16 protein-coding genes and 1 other RNA gene are annotated in these 15,520 nt (G+C 67.4%); 3 read left to right on the forward strand and 14 right to left on the reverse strand.

Features of this window, described 5'->3' with window-relative positions; translation table 11 throughout:
• Positions 1 to 11: 11 nt before the first annotated feature.
• The gene (locus FHR20_RS11925) at positions 12 to 443 is read right to left on the reverse strand and encodes an RrF2 family transcriptional regulator (protein ID WP_167299855.1); all 432 of its coding nucleotides are present in this window, start codon (positions 441 to 443) and stop codon (positions 12 to 14) included.
• 58 nt (positions 444 to 501) lie between these two features.
• Between FHR20_RS11925 and ssrA the strand changes: the two genes are divergently transcribed.
• Both ssrA and FHR20_RS11935 read left to right on the forward strand, forming a co-directional pair.
• Positions 502 to 841, forward strand: a transfer-messenger RNA (tmRNA) gene (gene ssrA / locus FHR20_RS11930).
• Positions 810 to 2,261: a nucleotidyltransferase family protein gene (locus tag FHR20_RS11935; protein ID WP_167299856.1), complete on the forward strand. Its 1,452-nt coding sequence runs from the start codon at positions 810 to 812 to the stop codon at positions 2,259 to 2,261. The genes ssrA and FHR20_RS11935 overlap by 32 nt, the downstream gene beginning before the upstream one ends.
• 55 nt (positions 2,262 to 2,316) lie before the next feature.
• Here FHR20_RS11935 and FHR20_RS11940 read toward each other — a convergent pair whose 3' ends face one another.
• From FHR20_RS11940 to FHR20_RS11955, 4 genes are read right to left on the reverse strand one after another with little or no spacing between them, the layout of a single operon-like run.
• A complete protein-coding gene (locus FHR20_RS11940) occupies positions 2,317 to 3,381 on the reverse strand; it encodes an NAD(P)-dependent alcohol dehydrogenase (RefSeq protein ID WP_167299857.1) in 1,065 nt (354 codons plus the stop codon).
• Positions 3,382 to 3,418: 37 nt separating this feature from the next.
• The gene (locus FHR20_RS11945; RefSeq protein ID WP_167299858.1) at positions 3,419 to 3,643 is read right to left on the reverse strand and encodes a tautomerase family protein; all 225 of its coding nucleotides are present in this window, start codon (positions 3,641 to 3,643) and stop codon (positions 3,419 to 3,421) included.
• Positions 3,643 to 4,137: a (R)-mandelonitrile lyase gene (locus FHR20_RS11950; protein ID WP_341786440.1), complete on the reverse strand. Its 495-nt coding sequence runs from the start codon at positions 4,135 to 4,137 to the stop codon at positions 3,643 to 3,645. Before FHR20_RS11950 ends, FHR20_RS11945 begins: the two co-directional genes overlap by 1 nt.
• Complete coding sequence (locus tag FHR20_RS11955; RefSeq protein WP_167299859.1) at positions 4,134 to 5,123, reverse strand: aldo/keto reductase; 990 nt, start codon at positions 5,121 to 5,123, stop codon at positions 4,134 to 4,136. The genes FHR20_RS11950 and FHR20_RS11955 overlap by 4 nt, the downstream gene beginning before the upstream one ends.
• A 107-nt stretch (positions 5,124 to 5,230) precedes the next feature.
• Between FHR20_RS11955 and FHR20_RS11960 the strand changes: the two genes are divergently transcribed.
• On the forward strand, positions 5,231 to 6,124 hold the full coding sequence (locus tag FHR20_RS11960; protein ID WP_167299860.1) for a LysR family transcriptional regulator: 894 nt from the start codon (positions 5,231 to 5,233) through the stop codon (positions 6,122 to 6,124).
• A 94-nt stretch (positions 6,125 to 6,218) separates the two neighbouring features.
• Here FHR20_RS11960 and pnp read toward each other — a convergent pair whose 3' ends face one another.
• The 9 genes from pnp to infB form a co-directional block, all read right to left on the reverse strand.
• The gene (pnp, locus tag FHR20_RS11965; protein ID WP_167299861.1) at positions 6,219 to 8,573 is read right to left on the reverse strand and encodes a polyribonucleotide nucleotidyltransferase; all 2,355 of its coding nucleotides are present in this window, start codon (positions 8,571 to 8,573) and stop codon (positions 6,219 to 6,221) included.
• Between the two features lie 171 nt (positions 8,574 to 8,744).
• Complete coding sequence (gene rpsO, locus FHR20_RS11970; protein ID WP_086127986.1) at positions 8,745 to 9,014, reverse strand: 30S ribosomal protein S15; 270 nt, start codon at positions 9,012 to 9,014, stop codon at positions 8,745 to 8,747.
• 20 nt (positions 9,015 to 9,034) lie between these two features.
• Entirely contained in the window at positions 9,035 to 10,027 is a 993-nt protein-coding gene (gene truB / locus FHR20_RS11975) for a tRNA pseudouridine(55) synthase TruB (protein WP_167299862.1), read from the reverse strand.
• A 38-nt stretch (positions 10,028 to 10,065) separates the two neighbouring features.
• Entirely contained in the window at positions 10,066 to 10,461 is a 396-nt protein-coding gene (locus tag FHR20_RS11980; RefSeq protein WP_167299863.1) for a DUF6491 family protein, read from the reverse strand.
• 56 nt (positions 10,462 to 10,517) lie between these two features.
• Positions 10,518 to 11,093: a thymidine kinase gene (locus tag FHR20_RS11985; RefSeq protein ID WP_167299864.1), complete on the reverse strand. Its 576-nt coding sequence runs from the start codon at positions 11,091 to 11,093 to the stop codon at positions 10,518 to 10,520.
• 17 nt (positions 11,094 to 11,110) lie between these two features.
• Complete coding sequence (locus FHR20_RS11990; RefSeq protein WP_167299865.1) at positions 11,111 to 11,794, reverse strand: hypothetical protein; 684 nt, start codon at positions 11,792 to 11,794, stop codon at positions 11,111 to 11,113.
• A gap of 66 nt (positions 11,795 to 11,860) precedes the next feature.
• Complete coding sequence (gene rbfA / locus FHR20_RS11995) at positions 11,861 to 12,265, reverse strand: 30S ribosome-binding factor RbfA (protein WP_167299866.1); 405 nt, start codon at positions 12,263 to 12,265, stop codon at positions 11,861 to 11,863.
• On the reverse strand, positions 12,262 to 12,687 hold the full coding sequence (locus FHR20_RS12000) for a PaaI family thioesterase (protein ID WP_167299867.1): 426 nt from the start codon (positions 12,685 to 12,687) through the stop codon (positions 12,262 to 12,264). The genes rbfA and FHR20_RS12000 overlap by 4 nt, the downstream gene beginning before the upstream one ends.
• Before the next feature lie 108 nt (positions 12,688 to 12,795).
• Positions 12,796 to 15,513: a translation initiation factor IF-2 gene (gene infB, locus FHR20_RS12005; protein ID WP_167299868.1), complete on the reverse strand. Its 2,718-nt coding sequence runs from the start codon at positions 15,511 to 15,513 to the stop codon at positions 12,796 to 12,798.
• Between the last annotated feature and the right edge of the window lie 7 nt (positions 15,514 to 15,520).

The following is a 15,520-nucleotide window of genomic DNA, read 5'->3' on the forward strand; positions in this document are numbered from 1 at the left end:
CCAAGACGACTTTAGGCGGCGGCAAGGTCTTCCGCGACGGCATCGGCCAGGCTGGTGCCGTCGAGGATACGCGCAGTCTCGTCGCGCACGCGCGCCATGGCGTGGCGGATCGCGCAGCTCGCCTCGTCCTTGCAGTCGTTGCACGGGCGATAGGCGGTGCGGCTGACGCAGGGCACCAGCGCCAGCGGCCCCTCGATCACCCGGATGATCTCGCCCAGCGAGATGAGGTGCGTCGGCCGCGCCAGGCGATAGCCGCCGGCCTTGCCGCGCGTGGAGCTGAGGAAGCCCGCCTCGCGCAGATCGGCGAGGATCAGCTCGAGGAACTTGCGCGGCACGTTCGCTTCGGCGGCGATGCGGTTCATCGGCGTGGGCGCGCCGGCAGCGGGCCGTCCGGCAAGGAAAAGCATCGCGCGCAGCGCATAGCGGGAACGCTGGGTCAACATGATGCAGCCTCCATGCCAATTGTTTGCGGCACTGTGAAGGCCTTAGGGAATGCAGCCTGACCTTTTCATTAATCGCCGAGCCCCTATATAGGGGCTGCCGGCTTCGGCCGGCTATGGGGATAAACGACGGCGTGCAATAGGCGCAGCGGACCCGGGGGCGGTACCCGGCGGCTCCACCACCAGCTACCTGCCAAGGCAGTTGATGACGGGGCCGAACTAGGATCGACGTGTGTTGAAAAGCGCTGACTATCTCTCGGCATGGGCCACCGCGACGGTCCGTTACACAAGTGCCAACGATAACGAAGCACTCGCTATTGCGGCGTAACCCCACGGCCTAACGGCCCAAGGTTACTCTAAAATGCGCGGTTGGACCGCACCGGGCAACAGAAGCGGAATCCAGCGGCCACCAGGGGGGCCGGGCAACAGAACCCCCTGGACCTTGCAAGAGGCCCGGAGCACCGCGCAGCGGAAGCTTCCATTGCATTGCCGCGGCAAGATATCGGCGCATTGCAAGAAATGCAGCCCCCGCCGCTTACAAATTCGCCGGGCAGCATTATCGTTATCCCAAGCGACGGGGGGATGACGATGACCATTTATTGCCAGGAATATACCGATGCGCTGCATCGGCTGCGCAGCCAGTACAACAATAACTATCCCATCATGGCGACCATTGCTCGCTTCGTCGTGGAGGAGATGCGTGCGATGCTCGCCGGCTATCATCGCCCATTGATGTTCGAGAGCCGGGTCAAGGAGCTTGACAGCCTGCGCGGCAAGTTCACTTCGATCTACGACAAGCGGTTTGCGGCGCTGAAGGAGAAGCGCGGCAACCAGATGGAGGCCGACCTCGCGGCGGAGCGCCTGCACCGGCTGTTGGAACATCCCTTCCATCACATTCCCGACGCGATCGGTTGCCGGCTGATCTCGAGCTACAGCGCCGAAATTCACCTTGCCGGGGCAATCACCGAACGCCTGCGCATGGCGTTCCGATCGGCGACGAGCGACTTGCGGGGCGCGGACGGCCAGGAAGTCAACTATGCCGGCCCCTCCGGCGGATGGACCGGGGTGCATCTGCGCGGACGGCTGACTTCGGATCAGGCGCAGCGGCTGGCAAACGCGTATCACGAACTCGAACTCCGGGTCGAAGACCTGATGCGGTTCCCGTTCGAGATCCAGCTCCGCACCGTGACGGTGCATGCCTGGACAGTGATCAGTCACGAGCGGCTGTATCAAGTGGAAGGCCGCGAGGGCGCTACGGAGGAAATGGGCCGCCTGATCGGCGAGATCCTGCAAATCCAGAATGATTTCGATCGGCTGGCCGGGCATGCCGACCTGTGGCTCGACGACCTGATGGACAGGCTCTCCATCGACAACAGCGAGGGAGCGCCCCTTGCCCAGCACGAGATCGATCGCCTCTTCGGGATGCGATGCACGGACCAGGAGGCCCTGTCCGCCTATGCCATGTACCGATTCTTCGATCGAAACGCCTATGGCCCGACAAATGCCGTCAGTCCGCTGTGGATCCGGCACATCGTGCGCTGCCTCAGGATGAGCGACCATGCACTGATCGGCGACGTCGATCGCGCGCTATGTAGTTCGGACGCGATCGGCAAGGTTCGCGCCTATCGCAAGGAATGCGATGCCCTGGGCAAGACCAACATGTTCAAGGACGCGACCGACTGGCTCTCCAAATGCCTGATCTTTTCCAATCGGACATTCCAGGAGCATTACCCGTTCGGCAGTGAAACGCGGAAGAAGCTCGGCGAATTGGGCATCCGGCTTCCCGACGGCATCTCGCTCGACGCGCTGAAGCGGCTCTGATCCGGGCGGCCGGCGGCGGCGCCGCGCCGGAAGGACTCCGGCGCGGCCAATGCCCTCACGCCCCCTTCAGCGAAGCCATGTCGATGACGAAGCGATACTTCACGTCGCTCTTCGTCATGCGCGCATAGGCCGTCTCGATATCCTGCATCCGGATCCTCTCGATATCGGCGGTGATGCCGCGCTCGGCGCAGAAATCGAGCATCTCCTGCGTCTCGACCATGCCGCCGATCGGCGAGCCGGCGATCGCGCGGCGATTGAGCAGCAGGTTGAAGATGTCGGGGGAGGGATGCGGGTGCTCGGGCGCGCCGACCAGCGTCATCGTGCCGTCGCGGCGGAGCAGCACCAGGAACGCGTTGAGGTCGTGCGCCACGGCGACGGTGTTCAGGATGAAGTCGAAGCTGTTGGCGTGCGCCGCCATCGCCTCGGGATCGCGCGAGACCACGACTTCATGCGCGCCCAGCTTCTTCGCATCCTCGATCTTGTCGGGCGAAGTGGTGAAGGCGACGACGTGCGCGCCCATCGCCGCGGCGAGCTTGATGCCCATATGGCCGAGGCCGCCGATGCCGACCACGCCGACCTTCTTGCCCGGCCCCGCATTCCAGTGGCGGAGCGGCGAATAGGTGGTGATGCCGGCGCACAGCAGCGGCGCGACTGCGGCCAGGTCCTTCTCGTCGTGGCGGATGCGCGCGACGAAGACGTCCTTGACGACGATATGGTCCGAATAGCCGCCGAACGTGTGGCCGCCCAGCACCTTGTCCTCGCCATTATAGGTGCCGACAAAGCCGGTGGTCTCGCAGAACTGCTCCTCGCCGGCATGGCAGGACGGGCAATGGCCGCAACTGTCGACCATGCAGCCCACGCCGACGAGATCGCCGACCGCGAAGCGAGTGACGTCGCCGCCGACCGCGGTCACCCGGCCGACGATCTCATGGCCGGGGACGGAGGGATAGAGCGTGCCGCCCCATTCGCCGCGCACGGTGTGGAGGTCCGAATGGCAGACGCCGCAATAGAGGATGTCGATCGAGACGTCGTCGGGCAGCAGGTCGCGGCGCGCGAAGCTGAAGGGCGCGAGCGGCGCGGTCGCCGACTGGGCGGCATAGGCCTTGGCTGGGCTGGGCATGATGGTCCTTGCTTGGTCTTGGGGGAAGGAAATGGGGTCAGAGCGTGTAGCCCGGCGGCCTGAACAGCAGCGCGGGCCGGACGGCGATCTCGCGCCGATAGAATTGCGGCCATTCGTCCATCGGCACGTCCTCGATCGCGACGGAGATGCTCTCCGCCGGCGATCCGATCGCAGCCGTCACGGCATCGGCCAGCGCATCGGCCAGGCGCCGCTTCTCCGTATCGGAGCGCCCGGCGGCGAGGTGGAGCATGACGTGCGGCATCAGCGCTCGCCGGCCGGGCCGGCGAGATATTCGGCGTCGGCCACATGCTCCATCCATTCGACCATCTTGCCGTCCAGCGCTTCCTGGATGGCGATGTGCGTCATGGCGGTGGTGGGGCTGGCGCCGTGCCAGTGGCGATGGCCGGGCGGGCACCAGATCACGTCGCCGGGGCGGATCTCGACGATCGCCTCGCCCTCGCACTGGGTCCAGCCCAGCCCCGCAGTGACGATCAGCGTCTGGCCGAGCGGATGCATGTGCCAGGCGGTGCGCGCGCCGGGCTCGAAAGTGACGCTCGCCACCCCGTAGCGCGGCTCCGGCGCGATGGTGAGCGGGTCGATGCGCACCGATCCGGTGAACCATTCGGCGGGGCCCTTCTGCGAAGGCTGGGAGCCGCTGCGATTGAGCTTCATGATGCGCTTCTCCTGCGAAAGGGACTGGGCGCCCGCCGGCCCGGCCATGAGGGCGAGCGCGGCAAGCGCCAGTGCCGGCTTCACCGGCCGACGACTTGCATCAGCGGGGCCGGATAGCGCTCGCCCTCGATATCGATCTCGGCGAGCGCGGCGGCGATGCCGGCAAGATCCTCGGGCGTGAGCGTCACGGCGGCGGCGCCGAGATTCTCCTCGAGCCGGTGCAGCTTGGTGGTGCCCGGGATCGGCACGATCCAGGGCTTCTGGGCGAGGATCCAGGCAAGCGCGACCTGGGCGGGCGTCGCGCCCTTGCCCTCGGCGATGCGCTGGAGCAGGTCGACCAGCGCCTGGTTCTTCGCCATCGCCTCGGGCGTGAAGCGCGGCAGCTTGCTGCGGAAATCGCCTTCGCCGAACGCGGTGCCTGCGTGCATCGCGCCGGTAAGGAAGCCGCGGCCGAGCGGGCTATAGGGCACCAGGCCGATGCCCAGTTCCTCGCAGACCGCGAAGATGCCGTTGGTCTCCACGCCGCGCGTCCACAGCGAATATTCGTTCTGGATCGCAGTGACGGGCTGCACGGCATGCGCGCGGCGCACCGTTTCGGCGCCCGGCTCGGACAGGCCGAAATGCTTGACCTTCCCTTCCGCGATCAGGTCCTTCACTGCGCCGGCGACGTCCTCGATCGCCACATCGGGATCGACGCGGTGCTGGTAGAACAGGTCGATCCGCTCGATGCCGAGCCGCTGGAGCGAGGCCTCGGCAACCGCGCGGATATGCTCGGGCCGGCTGTTCAGGCCCGCCCGCTGCACGCCGTCCACGATGTCGAAGCCGAACTTGGTGGCGATCGCCACCTGGTCGCGCACCGGGCGCAGCGCCTCGCCGACCAGCCCTTCGTTGGTGAAGGGGCCATAGACTTCGGCGGTATCGAAGAAAGTGACGCCGAGATCGACCGCGGCGCGGAGCAGCGCGCTGCTTTCCGCCGCGCTCAGCTTGCTGCCATAGGCGAAGTCCAGCCCCATGCAGCCATAGCCGATCGCCGAGACTTCGAGGCCGTTGCCGAGAATGCGCTTCTGCATGTCCTGTCTTCCTGAGATGGGGTGGCCCCGTGCCCAACAGAGATAGGGCGGATCGCCCCGCCGATTAGGGGCTGCAATCTGAACGGGTTTATGAGAAATTCTCAGCAATGAACCGTCAGGACCTCGCCGATCTCGCTGCCTTTGTCGCGGTGGCGCGCGAGCGCAGCTTCACGCGCGCGGCGGCGCAGCTGGGGGTGACGCCATCGGCGCTCAGCCACTGCATGCGCGGGCTCGAGGAGCGGCTGGGCGTGCGGCTGCTCAACCGCACCACCCGCAGCGTCACCGCCACCGAGGCCGGCGAGCGGATGCTGCGCTCGGTCGCCTTCCATCTCGACGAGATCGAGACCCATGTCGCGGCGCTCAACGACCTGCGCGAGCGGCCCGCGGGCAATATCCGCATCACCGCCGACGAATTCTCGCTCCAGACCGTGCTCTGGCCCCGGCTGCGCGGCGTGCTCGCCCGCTATCCGGACATCCGGCTGGAGATCGAGACCGACTATCGGCTGGTCGACATCGTCGCCGAGAAGTTCGACGCGGGCGTGCGGCTGGGCGACATCATCGACAAGGACATGATCGCGGTGCCGATCAGCCCGGAGATGCGGATGCTGGTGGTGGCGACGCCCGGCTATTTCGCAAGGGCCGGCCGCCCGCGCACGCCGCAGGAACTGGCCGGCCATTGCTGCATCAACCTGCGCCTGCCCACGCTGCGCGGCCTCTATGCCTGGGAATTCGAACGGGGCGGGCGGGCCCAGCGCGTGCGGGTGGACGGGCAGCTGACCTTCAACAGCATCTTCCATATCCGCGAGGCGGCGCTGGACGGGTTCGGGCTCGCCTATCTGATGGAGAACCTCGTCCGCGAACATCTCGACAGCGGCGCGCTGGAGGCAGTGCTCGAAGACTGGTCGCCGCCCTTTTCCGGCTATCATCTCTATTATCCGAGCCGGCGCCAGCCGACCCCGGCCTTCGCCGCGATCGTCGAGGCGCTGCGCTACCGCGCCTAGCCCGGGGCCAGTGGATTTTCGGTGCAGTGGCATTGAAATGAAACAGGGGCCCGGTTTCCCGAGCCCCTGTCCCATTAGCCAGCCTGGCGGACGATCAGTCGTCGCCGCCGGTGAGGAACGCCGGCAGGCCGATATTCTCGCCGCCCTCGTCCTTCGATTCCGAGCGCTCGCGGCGCGGGCCACGATCGCCACGATCGCCGCGCGGACCGCGATCGCGGTCGCCGCCTTCGCGACGCGGACCACGATCGCCGCCGCGGCCGCCGTCACGACGGCGGTCGCCACGGTCGCCGCGATCGCCACGGTCGCCGCGCGGTTCGCGCGGCTCGCGGGCCGGACGCGTGTCCTCCAGCTCTTCGCCGGTCTCCTGGTCGACGACGCGCATCGACAGGCGGACCTTGCCGCGCGGATCGATCTCGAGGACCTTGACCTTGACTTCCTGGCCTTCGCTCAGTGCATCCGAGACCTTCTCGACGCGCTCGTTCTTGATCTCCGAGACGTGGACGAGGCCGTCTTTGCCGCCCATGAAGTTCACGAACGCGCCGAAATCGACGAGGTTGACCACCTTGCCGGTGTAGATCTTGCCGACCTCCGCTTCCTCGACGATGCCGAGGATCCAGTTCTTGGCGGCCTCGATCTGCGTCAGGTCCGACGACGAGATCTTGATCACGCCCTCGTCGTCGATGTCGACCTTGGCGCCGGTGGTGGCGACGATCTCGCGGATCACCTTGCCGCCCGTGCCGATGACGTCGCGGATCTTGGTCTTGTCGATCGTGATCGTCTCGATGCGCGGCGCGTGCGCCGACAGCTCCGAGCGAGTCTCGCCCAGCGCCTTGTTCATCTCGCCCAGGATATGGGCGCGGCCTTCCTTGGCCTGGTTGAGCGCAGCCTCGAAGATCTCCTTGGTGATGCCGGCGATCTTGATGTCCATCTGCATCGTGGTGATGCCTTCGGACGTGCCCGCCACCTTGAAGTCCATGTCGCCCAGGTGATCCTCGTCACCCAGGATGTCGCTCAGGATCGCATAGTCCTTGCCCTCGAGGATCAGGCCCATGGCGATGCCCGAGACCGGGCGCTTGATCGGCACGCCGGCGTCCATCATCGCGAGGCTGCCGCCGCACACCGACGCCATCGACGACGAGCCGTTCGACTCGGTGATGTCGCTGGTCAGGCGGATCGTGTAGGGGAACTCGTCCTTCGACGGCAGCACCGGGTGCAGCGCGCGCCACGCCAGCTTGCCATGGCCGACTTCGCGGCGGCCCGGCGCGCCGAAGCGGCCCACTTCGCCGACCGAATAGGGCGGGAAGTTATAGTGCAGCATGAAATGCTGGTACGACAGGCCGTTGAGGCCGTCGATCATCTGCTCCGCATCCTTGGTGCCCAGGGTGGCGGTGGCGATGGTCTGGGTCTCGCCGCGGGTGAACAGCGCCGAGCCGTGCGCGCGCGGCAGGAAGTGCGTCTCCGCCACGATCGGGCGGATCTGCGTGGTGGTGCGGCCGTCGATGCGCTTGCCGTCCTTCAGGATGGCGGTGCGGACGATCTCCGCTTCCAGCTTCTTGGTCAGCTTGATGCCGGCCATGACTTCCTGGGGCGAAAGGCCGTCCTCGGTGAACTGCGCCTTGGCCTTGGCACGCGCCTCGTTCAGCGCGTTCGAGCGGGCCGACTTGTCGGTCAGCTTGTAGGCGGCGGCGATGTCCTTGCCGATCAGCTTCTTGATCTTGTCCTTGAGCTTGGCGTTGTCGTCCTGCGACGCCATTTCCCAGGGATCCTTGGCCGACTGCTCGGCGAGCTTGACGATCGCCTTGATCACTTCGCGGCAGGCGTCGTGCGCGAACAGCACGGCGCCGAGCATGATCTCTTCGGAAAGCTCCTTGGCTTCCGATTCGACCATCATCACCGCGTCATACGTGGCGGCGACGACCAGATCGAGCTCGCCGGCGGCAACCTGCTCGTCGGTCGGGTTCAGGATGTACGCGCCATCGACATAGCCGACGCGGGCGGCGCCGATCGGGCCCATGAACGGCACGCCCGAGATGGTGAGCGCGGCGGACGCGGCGACCATCGACAGGATGTCCGGCTCGTTCTCGCCGTCATAGCTCAGCACCTGAGCGATGGCGTTGATCTCGTTGTAGAAGCCTTCCGGGAACAGCGGGCGGATCGGGCGGTCGATGAGACGCGAGACCAGGGTCTCCTTCTCGGTGGCGCCGCGCTCGCGCTTGAAGAAGCCGCCCGGAATGCGCCCGGCGGCCGAGAATTTCTCCTGATAATGGACGGTGAGCGGGAAGAAGTCCTGGCCTTCCTTCACGCTCTTCGCGGCCGTGACGGCGCAGAGCACCACCGTCTCGCCGAGAGTCGCCATCACGGCGCCGTCGGCCTGGCGGGCAACCTTGCCCGTTTCGAGGGTCAGCGTCTTGCCGCCCCACTCGATCGATACAGTCTTCTTGTCGAACATTGGATTTCCTTCACTCCCGCTACCCGATGCAGCGGGGGCCTATGAGGTGAGCCATACGTGGCTCCAGGATCGGCCGGATTGCCGATCCCCGTCGTGCCTCCGATGCGGAGGCGGTTCGGCACGGTAGCGTGCCCGAATGACAAAAAGGCGACCCGGGGGCCGCCTTTTCGGTTACTTGCGAAGCCCGAGCTTCGCGATGAGGTCGGTGTAGCGGCTCTCGTCCTTCTTCTTCAGATAGTCGAGCAGGCTACGGCGCTTGTTGACCAGCATGAGCAGGCCGCGGCGCGAGTGGTTGTCCTTGGCGTGCGTCTTGAAGTGCTCGGTCAGGTTCGAGATGCGCTCCGAGAGGATCGCGATCTGCACTTCGGGGCTGCCGGTGTCGGTGCCGCCGCGGGCGTGTTCCTTGATGAGCGCTTCCTTGCGCTCGGCAGTGATCGACATGGTGTTTCCTTCGACATCGCTTACAGATTGAAACCGCGGACCACCCGGACCTGGCCGGATAGAGCCTCCACCAGCGCGATCGGAATATCCTCCAGACACGCGAAATATTGGCCGTCTTCCTTGGCGATCCCGATCAGAACCTGCCCCTGTCGGAGCAGCCCTGCCTGATCGGGGGTGAGGGATAGAGCCGGGATGTCGTCCAGCCCCGCCCTCAGCGGCAGGAGGATTTGTTCAAGGGTGCGGCCCTTAGCGGCTTCGTCCAGTTTGTCCAGCGAAATCGCTTGTTCCAGGGTGAAGGGCCCGGCCTTCACCCGGCGCAGCATCGTGACATGGCCGACGGTGCCGAGCGCATGCGCGATGTCGCGGGCGAGGCTGCGGATATAGGTGCCCTTCGAAACATGGGCGCGCAGGGTGATTTGATCCTCCCCGGAACGAGGAGGGGAACCAGCCGCAGGCTGGTGGAGGGGGAGCTCCACGAACGGAGTCCTTGATGGAACGCCCCCTCCCCCACCGGCTTCGCCGGCGGTCTCCCTCCCCGTTCCGGGGAGGATCTGAAGGGCATGGATCGTCACGTCCCGGCTCGCCAGCTTCACTTCCTCCCCCGCCCGGGCGAGATCATAGGCACGCTCGCCATCGACCTTGAGCGCCGAATAGGCGGGCGGCACCTGCTCGATCGGGCCGGTGAAGCGCGCCAGCACCGCTTCGACCTGCTCGCGCGTGGGGCGCACCTCCGACGTGGCGACCGGCTTGCCTTCGCGATCGAGCGTGTCGGTCTCGACGCCGAAGGTGACTTCGAAGTCGTACACCTTGTCGCTGTCGAGCATCCGCCCCGCCAGCTTGGTCGCCTCGCCCAGCGCGATCGGCAGCACGCCGGTCGCCAGCGGGTCGAGGGTGCCGCCATGGCCGACCTTGAACTTGCCGTACTTGCCGTCGCGCAGCGCGCGCTTGACCGCGCTCACGCCCTGGGTCGAGCCGAGGCCAAGCGGTTTGTCGAGGATGATCCAGCCATGCATCGGCGGCCCCTAGCCGAGGCCGGCCGCCGGAGCCAGCGTCAGGCGCCCTTGGCCTTCTTCACCTTCGCGGGCGGCGGGCCGCTATGGACGATGTCGGCGATCCTGCACCGCTCGCGCCCGGCGATGATCGTGTCGCCGCGATCGATCTGGAAGCCGCCGGCAAAGGTCTTGAAGCCCACGCCGATCGCCCAGGGCAGCTCGTTGCAGCGGCCGAAGAAGGTCACGTAATACCAGTTGCGCCGGACATCCTGGATATAGAGGCCGTCGCCATCATCGGTGGAGTCGAACGTGCGGATGTCGTTGCGGGTCATGAACGGGATCGTCGCCGGCTCGCCCGACTTCGGCCCCGGCGTGGGGCCGGCCTGCTGCGCCGCTGCAGCCGAGGTGACGAACAGCGCCGGCAGCGCCAGCGCGAGGACAGTCTTGCGGAACATGGCGCGTCTCCTTTCGAAGGCCATGTGAAACACTCCTGCCCCCGCCACTAGCACAGTCAGGCTGTACGCTGCATGAAGTGGCGGCGGCACAGCGCGACATAGCGCTCGTTGCCGCCTACTTCGCGCTGCTCGCCCTGTCGCACGGCATTGCCTGCGCCATCGACGCGCAGATTCATCGTCGCCTTGCGCCCGCATTCGCACACCGACTTGATCTCGACGAGCGAGTCCGCGAGCGCGAGCAGCTCGGCCGAGCCGGGGAAGAGCCGGCCCTGGAAATCGGTGCGCAAGCCGTAGCAGAGCACCGGGATGCCCACTTCGTCGGCGAGATGGGCGAGCTGGCGGACCTGGGCGGGCGAGAGGAACTGCGCCTCGTCGACCAGGATGCAGGCGAGCGGCGATTCGTAATGCGCGTCCTCGGCGATGCGGCGCAGGTCGGTCGCTTCCTCGAACGGCGTGGCGACGGCGCGGATGCCGAGCCGCGAATCGATCACGCCCTTGCCGCCGCGATCATGGATGCCGGCCGTGAACAGCAAGGTGCGCATGCCGCGCTCGCGATAGTTGAAATCGGCCTGGAGCAGCGTGGTCGATTTCCCCGCATTCATCGAGGCATAGTAGAAATAGAGCTTGGCCATCCGGCTTCTTCGGAGCCTCAGGGCCGCGAGTAAAGCCCCCCGCGCGGCTCGCGAAGCCCGCGCGCGTCGCGGTTCGGCTGGATCGACCGCGCTTCCACCCGCCCGGTCCGGGCATCGCCGATCATCCAGAGCGGCTGCCAGCTGCCCGGCCTGCTGGTATAGTCGGAGCTACAGGCATCGGGACGGCTGATCGTCACCAGCACGATGCTGTGGCCGCCGCGCGCCCAGCGCAAGCCATTGGGCAGGATCATGTCGCGCCTCAGGCAGGGATAGCGCAACGACGCGATCTTCGCCGCCGCGCGCCCCAGCGCCGGGCGCTCGATCACCTTGCCGCCCGCGATCTCGAAGACCCGCAGCACGTCCATGAACGAGCCGACATGGTGGTTGACGAAGAACCAGCGCGAATTGGGCGCCCAATGGACGCTGAACGGCATGTCGTCACTGATGCTGGAGAGCCGGGCGACCACGCGCCCCCGGGCATCCTGCACCTCGATCGGCGGCTGCTTGTCCCGATAGGCGCGCTGGACCACCGCGAAATGCCCGTCGGGCGACCTCGCCCGCCCGGCACAGGTTGCGACAAACTGGTATCCGCTCGGGCCGCCGCCGCCCAGCTTGCAGTCGGTCTGGAGCGCGCCGACCTGCGCGCGGGCGGGCACCGTCCAGGCCGAGCAGAAGAGGAAGAAGAGCAGCAGCGCGCGCATCGCACGATACTGCACCGCGCGCGGGCGGAATCAATCCCTGCCGGGATGCGGCGCCGTGCGCCCGGCTCAGCCCTTGGCGGGGTCGTCGCCCAGGTCGCGCGCCACTTCGGGCGAGCGGAGCAGCTGGTCGATATGGCTGCCCTCGTCGAAGCTCTCGTCCGCCAGGAACTTGAGCCTGGCCGCGTATTTCATCTTCACCCGGTGCGCGACTTCGCGCTGGAGATAGGCGGTGTTGGTGCGGAGCGCCTTGATCACCACTTCCTCGTCCTTGCCGAGCAGCGGCTTCACGAACACCGTGGCATGGCGCAGATCGGGGGACATGCGGACTTCGGTGATCGAAACCATGTGGCTGGCCAGCGTGTCGTCATGCACGTCGCCGCGCTGCAGGATCTCGCTCAGCACGTGGCGCACCTGCTCGCCGACGCGCAGCAGGCGGACGGAACGTTCCTCGGTGGTGGTCTGCGTCTTCATTTCTCACCCCGGCGCGCCATCGCGCCTTCCATCGCACGGCCCGTGAAGGTGCCGCGGGCGACCATGTTGCCGCCTTCGTCGAACAACTCGGCCTCGGTGACCGCGATCGTCTTGCCCAGGCTCACCACCCTGCCCCTGCCGGTGAAGCGCCCGGGCCGCGCGGGCTTCAGGCACACCACATGGAAATCGATCGTCGGCGCATAGACCCGCCCGTCGCTCGCCGCGAACAGGCAGGGGCCCTGCGTGTCGTCGAGCATCGCCGCCAGGAATCCGCCCTGCACCGTTCCCGCCGGATTGAGGAACCGGTCGTCGATCGTGAAGCCGATCTCGATCGTCCTGGCTTCCGCGTCGAAGGCCCGCATCTCCCAGCCAAGCAGCCGGGCCGAGGAAGGCGACGGGAAATCGTCGAAGATCGAAGCCATATCTCCCTCTCCCCTTCAGCGGAGAGGGCGGGGAGAGGGGCAAGTGCGACGCACCCTCGACAACCCCCTCTCCCGGCCCTCTCCCCGCAAGCGGAGAGAGGGAGAGACTTACAGCGTGCGCTCGCGCATCTCGACTTCGAAGGTCTCGAGATAGTCGCCGGCCTTGATGTCGGTGAAGTTCTGGCTGAACGTCACGCCGCACTCCAGGCCCGCGCGCACTTCGGCGACATCGTCCTTGAAGCGACGCAGCGACGCGATCTCGCCCTGGTAGATGATGACGTCGTCCCGGGTGATACGCGCCTTGAGCGCCTTGCGGATCGCGCCCTCGGTAACCAGCAGACCGGCGGCCTTGCCGTGCTTGCCGGCCGAGAAGACTTCCTTGATCTCCGCGCGGCCGACGACGGTCTCGAACGCTTCCGGACCGAGCTGCCCGGCCATGCCCGCGCGGACTTCGTCGGTCAGGTCATAGATCACGTCATAATATTTGAACGCCACCTTGTTCCGCTCGGCGATCTCGCGCGCCTTGGCATTCGGGCGGACGTTGAAGCCGATGATCGGCGCCCCGGCAGCGGCCGCGAGCGTCACGTCGCTCTCGGTGATGCCGCCCACGCCCGAATGGAGCACGCGCGCTTTGATGTCGTCGGTGCTGATCTTGTTGATCGCCGCGACGATCGCCTCGACCGTGCCCTGGGTATCCGCCTTGACGACCAGCGGATATTCCATCGCCTGCTTTTCCTTGAGCGCCGAGAACATGCTCTCGAGGCTGGCCGGCGCCTGGGTGGTGCGCTTCTGCAGCGCGACGCCCGAGCGATATTCGGCGACTTCGCGGGCACGCGCCTCGTTCTCGACGACCTGGAGCGGATCGCCCGCCATCGGGACGCCGGAGAGGCCGAGCACTTCGACCGGAACGGCCGGACCGGCTTCCTTGACCTGCTGGCCCTTGTCGTTGATCAGCGCGCGGACCTTGCCGCTCTCGGCGCCGACGACGAACACGTCGCCCACCTTGAGCGTGCCACGGTTGACGAGGATCGTCGCGACCGGGCCGCGGCCCTTGTCGAGCTTCGCCTCGATCACCGTGCCTTCGGCCTCGCGGTCCGGGTTGGCCTTGAGGTCGAGCAGTTCGGCCTGGAGCTGGATCTTCTCGATCAGCGCGTCGAGGCCGATCTTCTTGAGCGCGGAGACTTCGACGTCCTGCGTCTCGCCGCCCATCTCTTCCACGATGACCTCGTGCTCGAGCAGACGCTCGCGCACGCGCTGCGGGTTGGCGCTGTCGAGGTCGACCTTGTTGATCGCCACGATCATCGGCACCCCGGCCGCCTTGGTGTGGTTGATCGCCTCGATCGTCTGCGGCATCAGGCCGTCATTCGCCGCCACCACCAGCACGACGATGTCGGTGATGTCCGCACCGCGGGCACGCATCTGGGTGAACGCCTCGTGGCCCGGCGTGTCGAGGAAGGTGATCTTCGACTTGTCCTTCAGCGTGACCTGATAGGCGCCGATATGCTGGGTGATGCCGCCGGCCTCGCCCTTCACCACGTCGGTGCCGCGCAGGGCATCGAGCAGCGAGGTCTTGCCGTGATCGACGTGACCCATGATCGTCACCACCGGCGCGCGCGGCTGCAGCGTGTCCTCGGCATCGGCCTCGGCCACGTCCAGATCGACGTCGCTCTCGCTGACGCGCTGCAGGTTGTGGCCGAATTCGGTGACGAGCAGTTCGGCGGTATCCTGGTCGATCGTCTGGTTGACGGTGACCGGCATGCCCATCTTGAACAGCGCCTTCACCAGGTCGGCGCCCTTCTCGGCCATGCGGTTGGCGAGCTCCTGCACGGTGATCGCCTCGGGGACGACTACGTCGCGGACCTGCTTCTCGCGCGGCGCCGACGAACCCCCGTACGAGCGGCGATGCTCCTTCTCGCGGGCGCGCTTCAGCGCGGCGAGCGAGCGGGCACGCGCGCCATCCTCGCCGCCCAGGGCGCGATTGACGGTGAGCTTGCCCGACTGGCGGCGATCGTCGCCCTTGCGGTCGCGCTGCTGCGGACGCGCAGGCTCGGGGCCGCGCCGCACCGGCGCGCCGCCCGTGGGCGCGGGACGCGATGCAGGCGCGCCGCCACCGGCCGGACGCGCGGCCTGGGCGGGCGCCGGAGCGGCAGCCTCGGGCTTCGGCTCGGGCTTGGGCTGCGGCTTGGGGATCTCGGGGCGCTGCACCGGCGTGAACAGGCGCGGGGCCGGGCGGCTCGGATCGAGCTGCAGCGCGACCGGGGCCGGGGGCGGCGCGGGCGTCGGTGCGGGCTTGGGAGCCGGGGCCGGCGTCGGCGCAGCGACGGGCGCCGGAGCGGCCTCGGCGGCCTTCTCGACCGCGGGCTCGGGCTCGGGCGCCGGCGGCGCCTCGGCGGCTTCCGCCTCGACACGGGCCTTCTCTTCGATACGGCGGGCTTCCGCTTCGGCCGCTTCGGCGCGCTCGCGCTCCTCGCGGCGACGCGCTTCCTCGTTCGCCTGCATGCGCTGGTCTTCCGCCTCGCGCAGCAATCGGGCCTGACGCTCCTGCGCCGTCTCGTTCGACGGGCGCGGCGCGGGCGCGACGGGGCGCGGCGGCGCGGGCGGCGCCGGCGGCTGGGCAGGCGCGGCGACGGGCTCGGGCGCGGCCTGTGCCTCGTCCTGCGGAGTGCCATGCGGCCCCAGGACCCGGCGGCGCTTCACTTCCACGACCACGGTGTTCGAGCGGCCATGGCTGAAGCTCTGCTTCACCTTGCCCGTCTCGACCGTGCGCTTCAGCCCCAGCGGTGCGCGCATGCCCAGTTTCGGCTTATCGTTATCGGTGTCGCTCATGCGCCTG

The organism is Sphingomonas leidyi, from assembly GCF_011761945.1.
Classification (GTDB): domain Bacteria; phylum Pseudomonadota; class Alphaproteobacteria; order Sphingomonadales; family Sphingomonadaceae; genus Sphingomonas; species Sphingomonas leidyi.

Excerpts from the sequence above, each read along its gene's own strand:
- FHR20_RS12000 (WP_167299867.1), bottom strand. The coding sequence starts at position 12,687 with ATGGCTTCGATCTTCGACGATTTCCCGTCGCCTTCCTCGGCCCGGCTG.
- FHR20_RS11945 (WP_167299858.1), bottom strand. The coding sequence starts at position 3,643 with ATGCCGCACGTCATGCTCCACCTCGCCGCCGGGCGCTCCGATACGGAG.
- FHR20_RS11940 (WP_167299857.1), bottom strand. The coding sequence starts at position 3,381 with ATGCCCAGCCCAGCCAAGGCCTATGCCGCCCAGTCGGCGACCGCGCCG.
- FHR20_RS11955 (WP_167299859.1), bottom strand. The coding sequence starts at position 5,123 with ATGCAGAAGCGCATTCTCGGCAACGGCCTCGAAGTCTCGGCGATCGGC.
- truB (WP_167299862.1), bottom strand. The coding sequence starts at position 10,027 with ATGCATGGCTGGATCATCCTCGACAAACCGCTTGGCCTCGGCTCGACC.
- FHR20_RS11990 (WP_167299865.1), bottom strand. The coding sequence starts at position 11,794 with ATGCGCGCGCTGCTGCTCTTCTTCCTCTTCTGCTCGGCCTGGACGGTG.
- infB (WP_167299868.1), bottom strand. The coding sequence starts at position 15,513 with ATGAGCGACACCGATAACGATAAGCCGAAACTGGGCATGCGCGCACCG.
- FHR20_RS11980 (WP_167299863.1), bottom strand. The coding sequence starts at position 10,461 with ATGTTCCGCAAGACTGTCCTCGCGCTGGCGCTGCCGGCGCTGTTCGTC.
- FHR20_RS11985 (WP_167299864.1), bottom strand. The coding sequence starts at position 11,093 with ATGGCCAAGCTCTATTTCTACTATGCCTCGATGAATGCGGGGAAATCG.
- rbfA (WP_167299866.1), bottom strand. The coding sequence starts at position 12,265 with ATGAAGACGCAGACCACCACCGAGGAACGTTCCGTCCGCCTGCTGCGC.
- rpsO (WP_086127986.1), bottom strand. The coding sequence starts at position 9,014 with ATGTCGATCACTGCCGAGCGCAAGGAAGCGCTCATCAAGGAACACGCC.
- FHR20_RS11925 (WP_167299855.1), bottom strand. The coding sequence starts at position 443 with ATGTTGACCCAGCGTTCCCGCTATGCGCTGCGCGCGATGCTTTTCCTT.
- pnp (WP_167299861.1), bottom strand. The coding sequence starts at position 8,573 with ATGTTCGACAAGAAGACTGTATCGATCGAGTGGGGCGGCAAGACGCTG.
- FHR20_RS11960 (WP_167299860.1), top strand. The coding sequence starts at position 5,231 with ATGAACCGTCAGGACCTCGCCGATCTCGCTGCCTTTGTCGCGGTGGCG.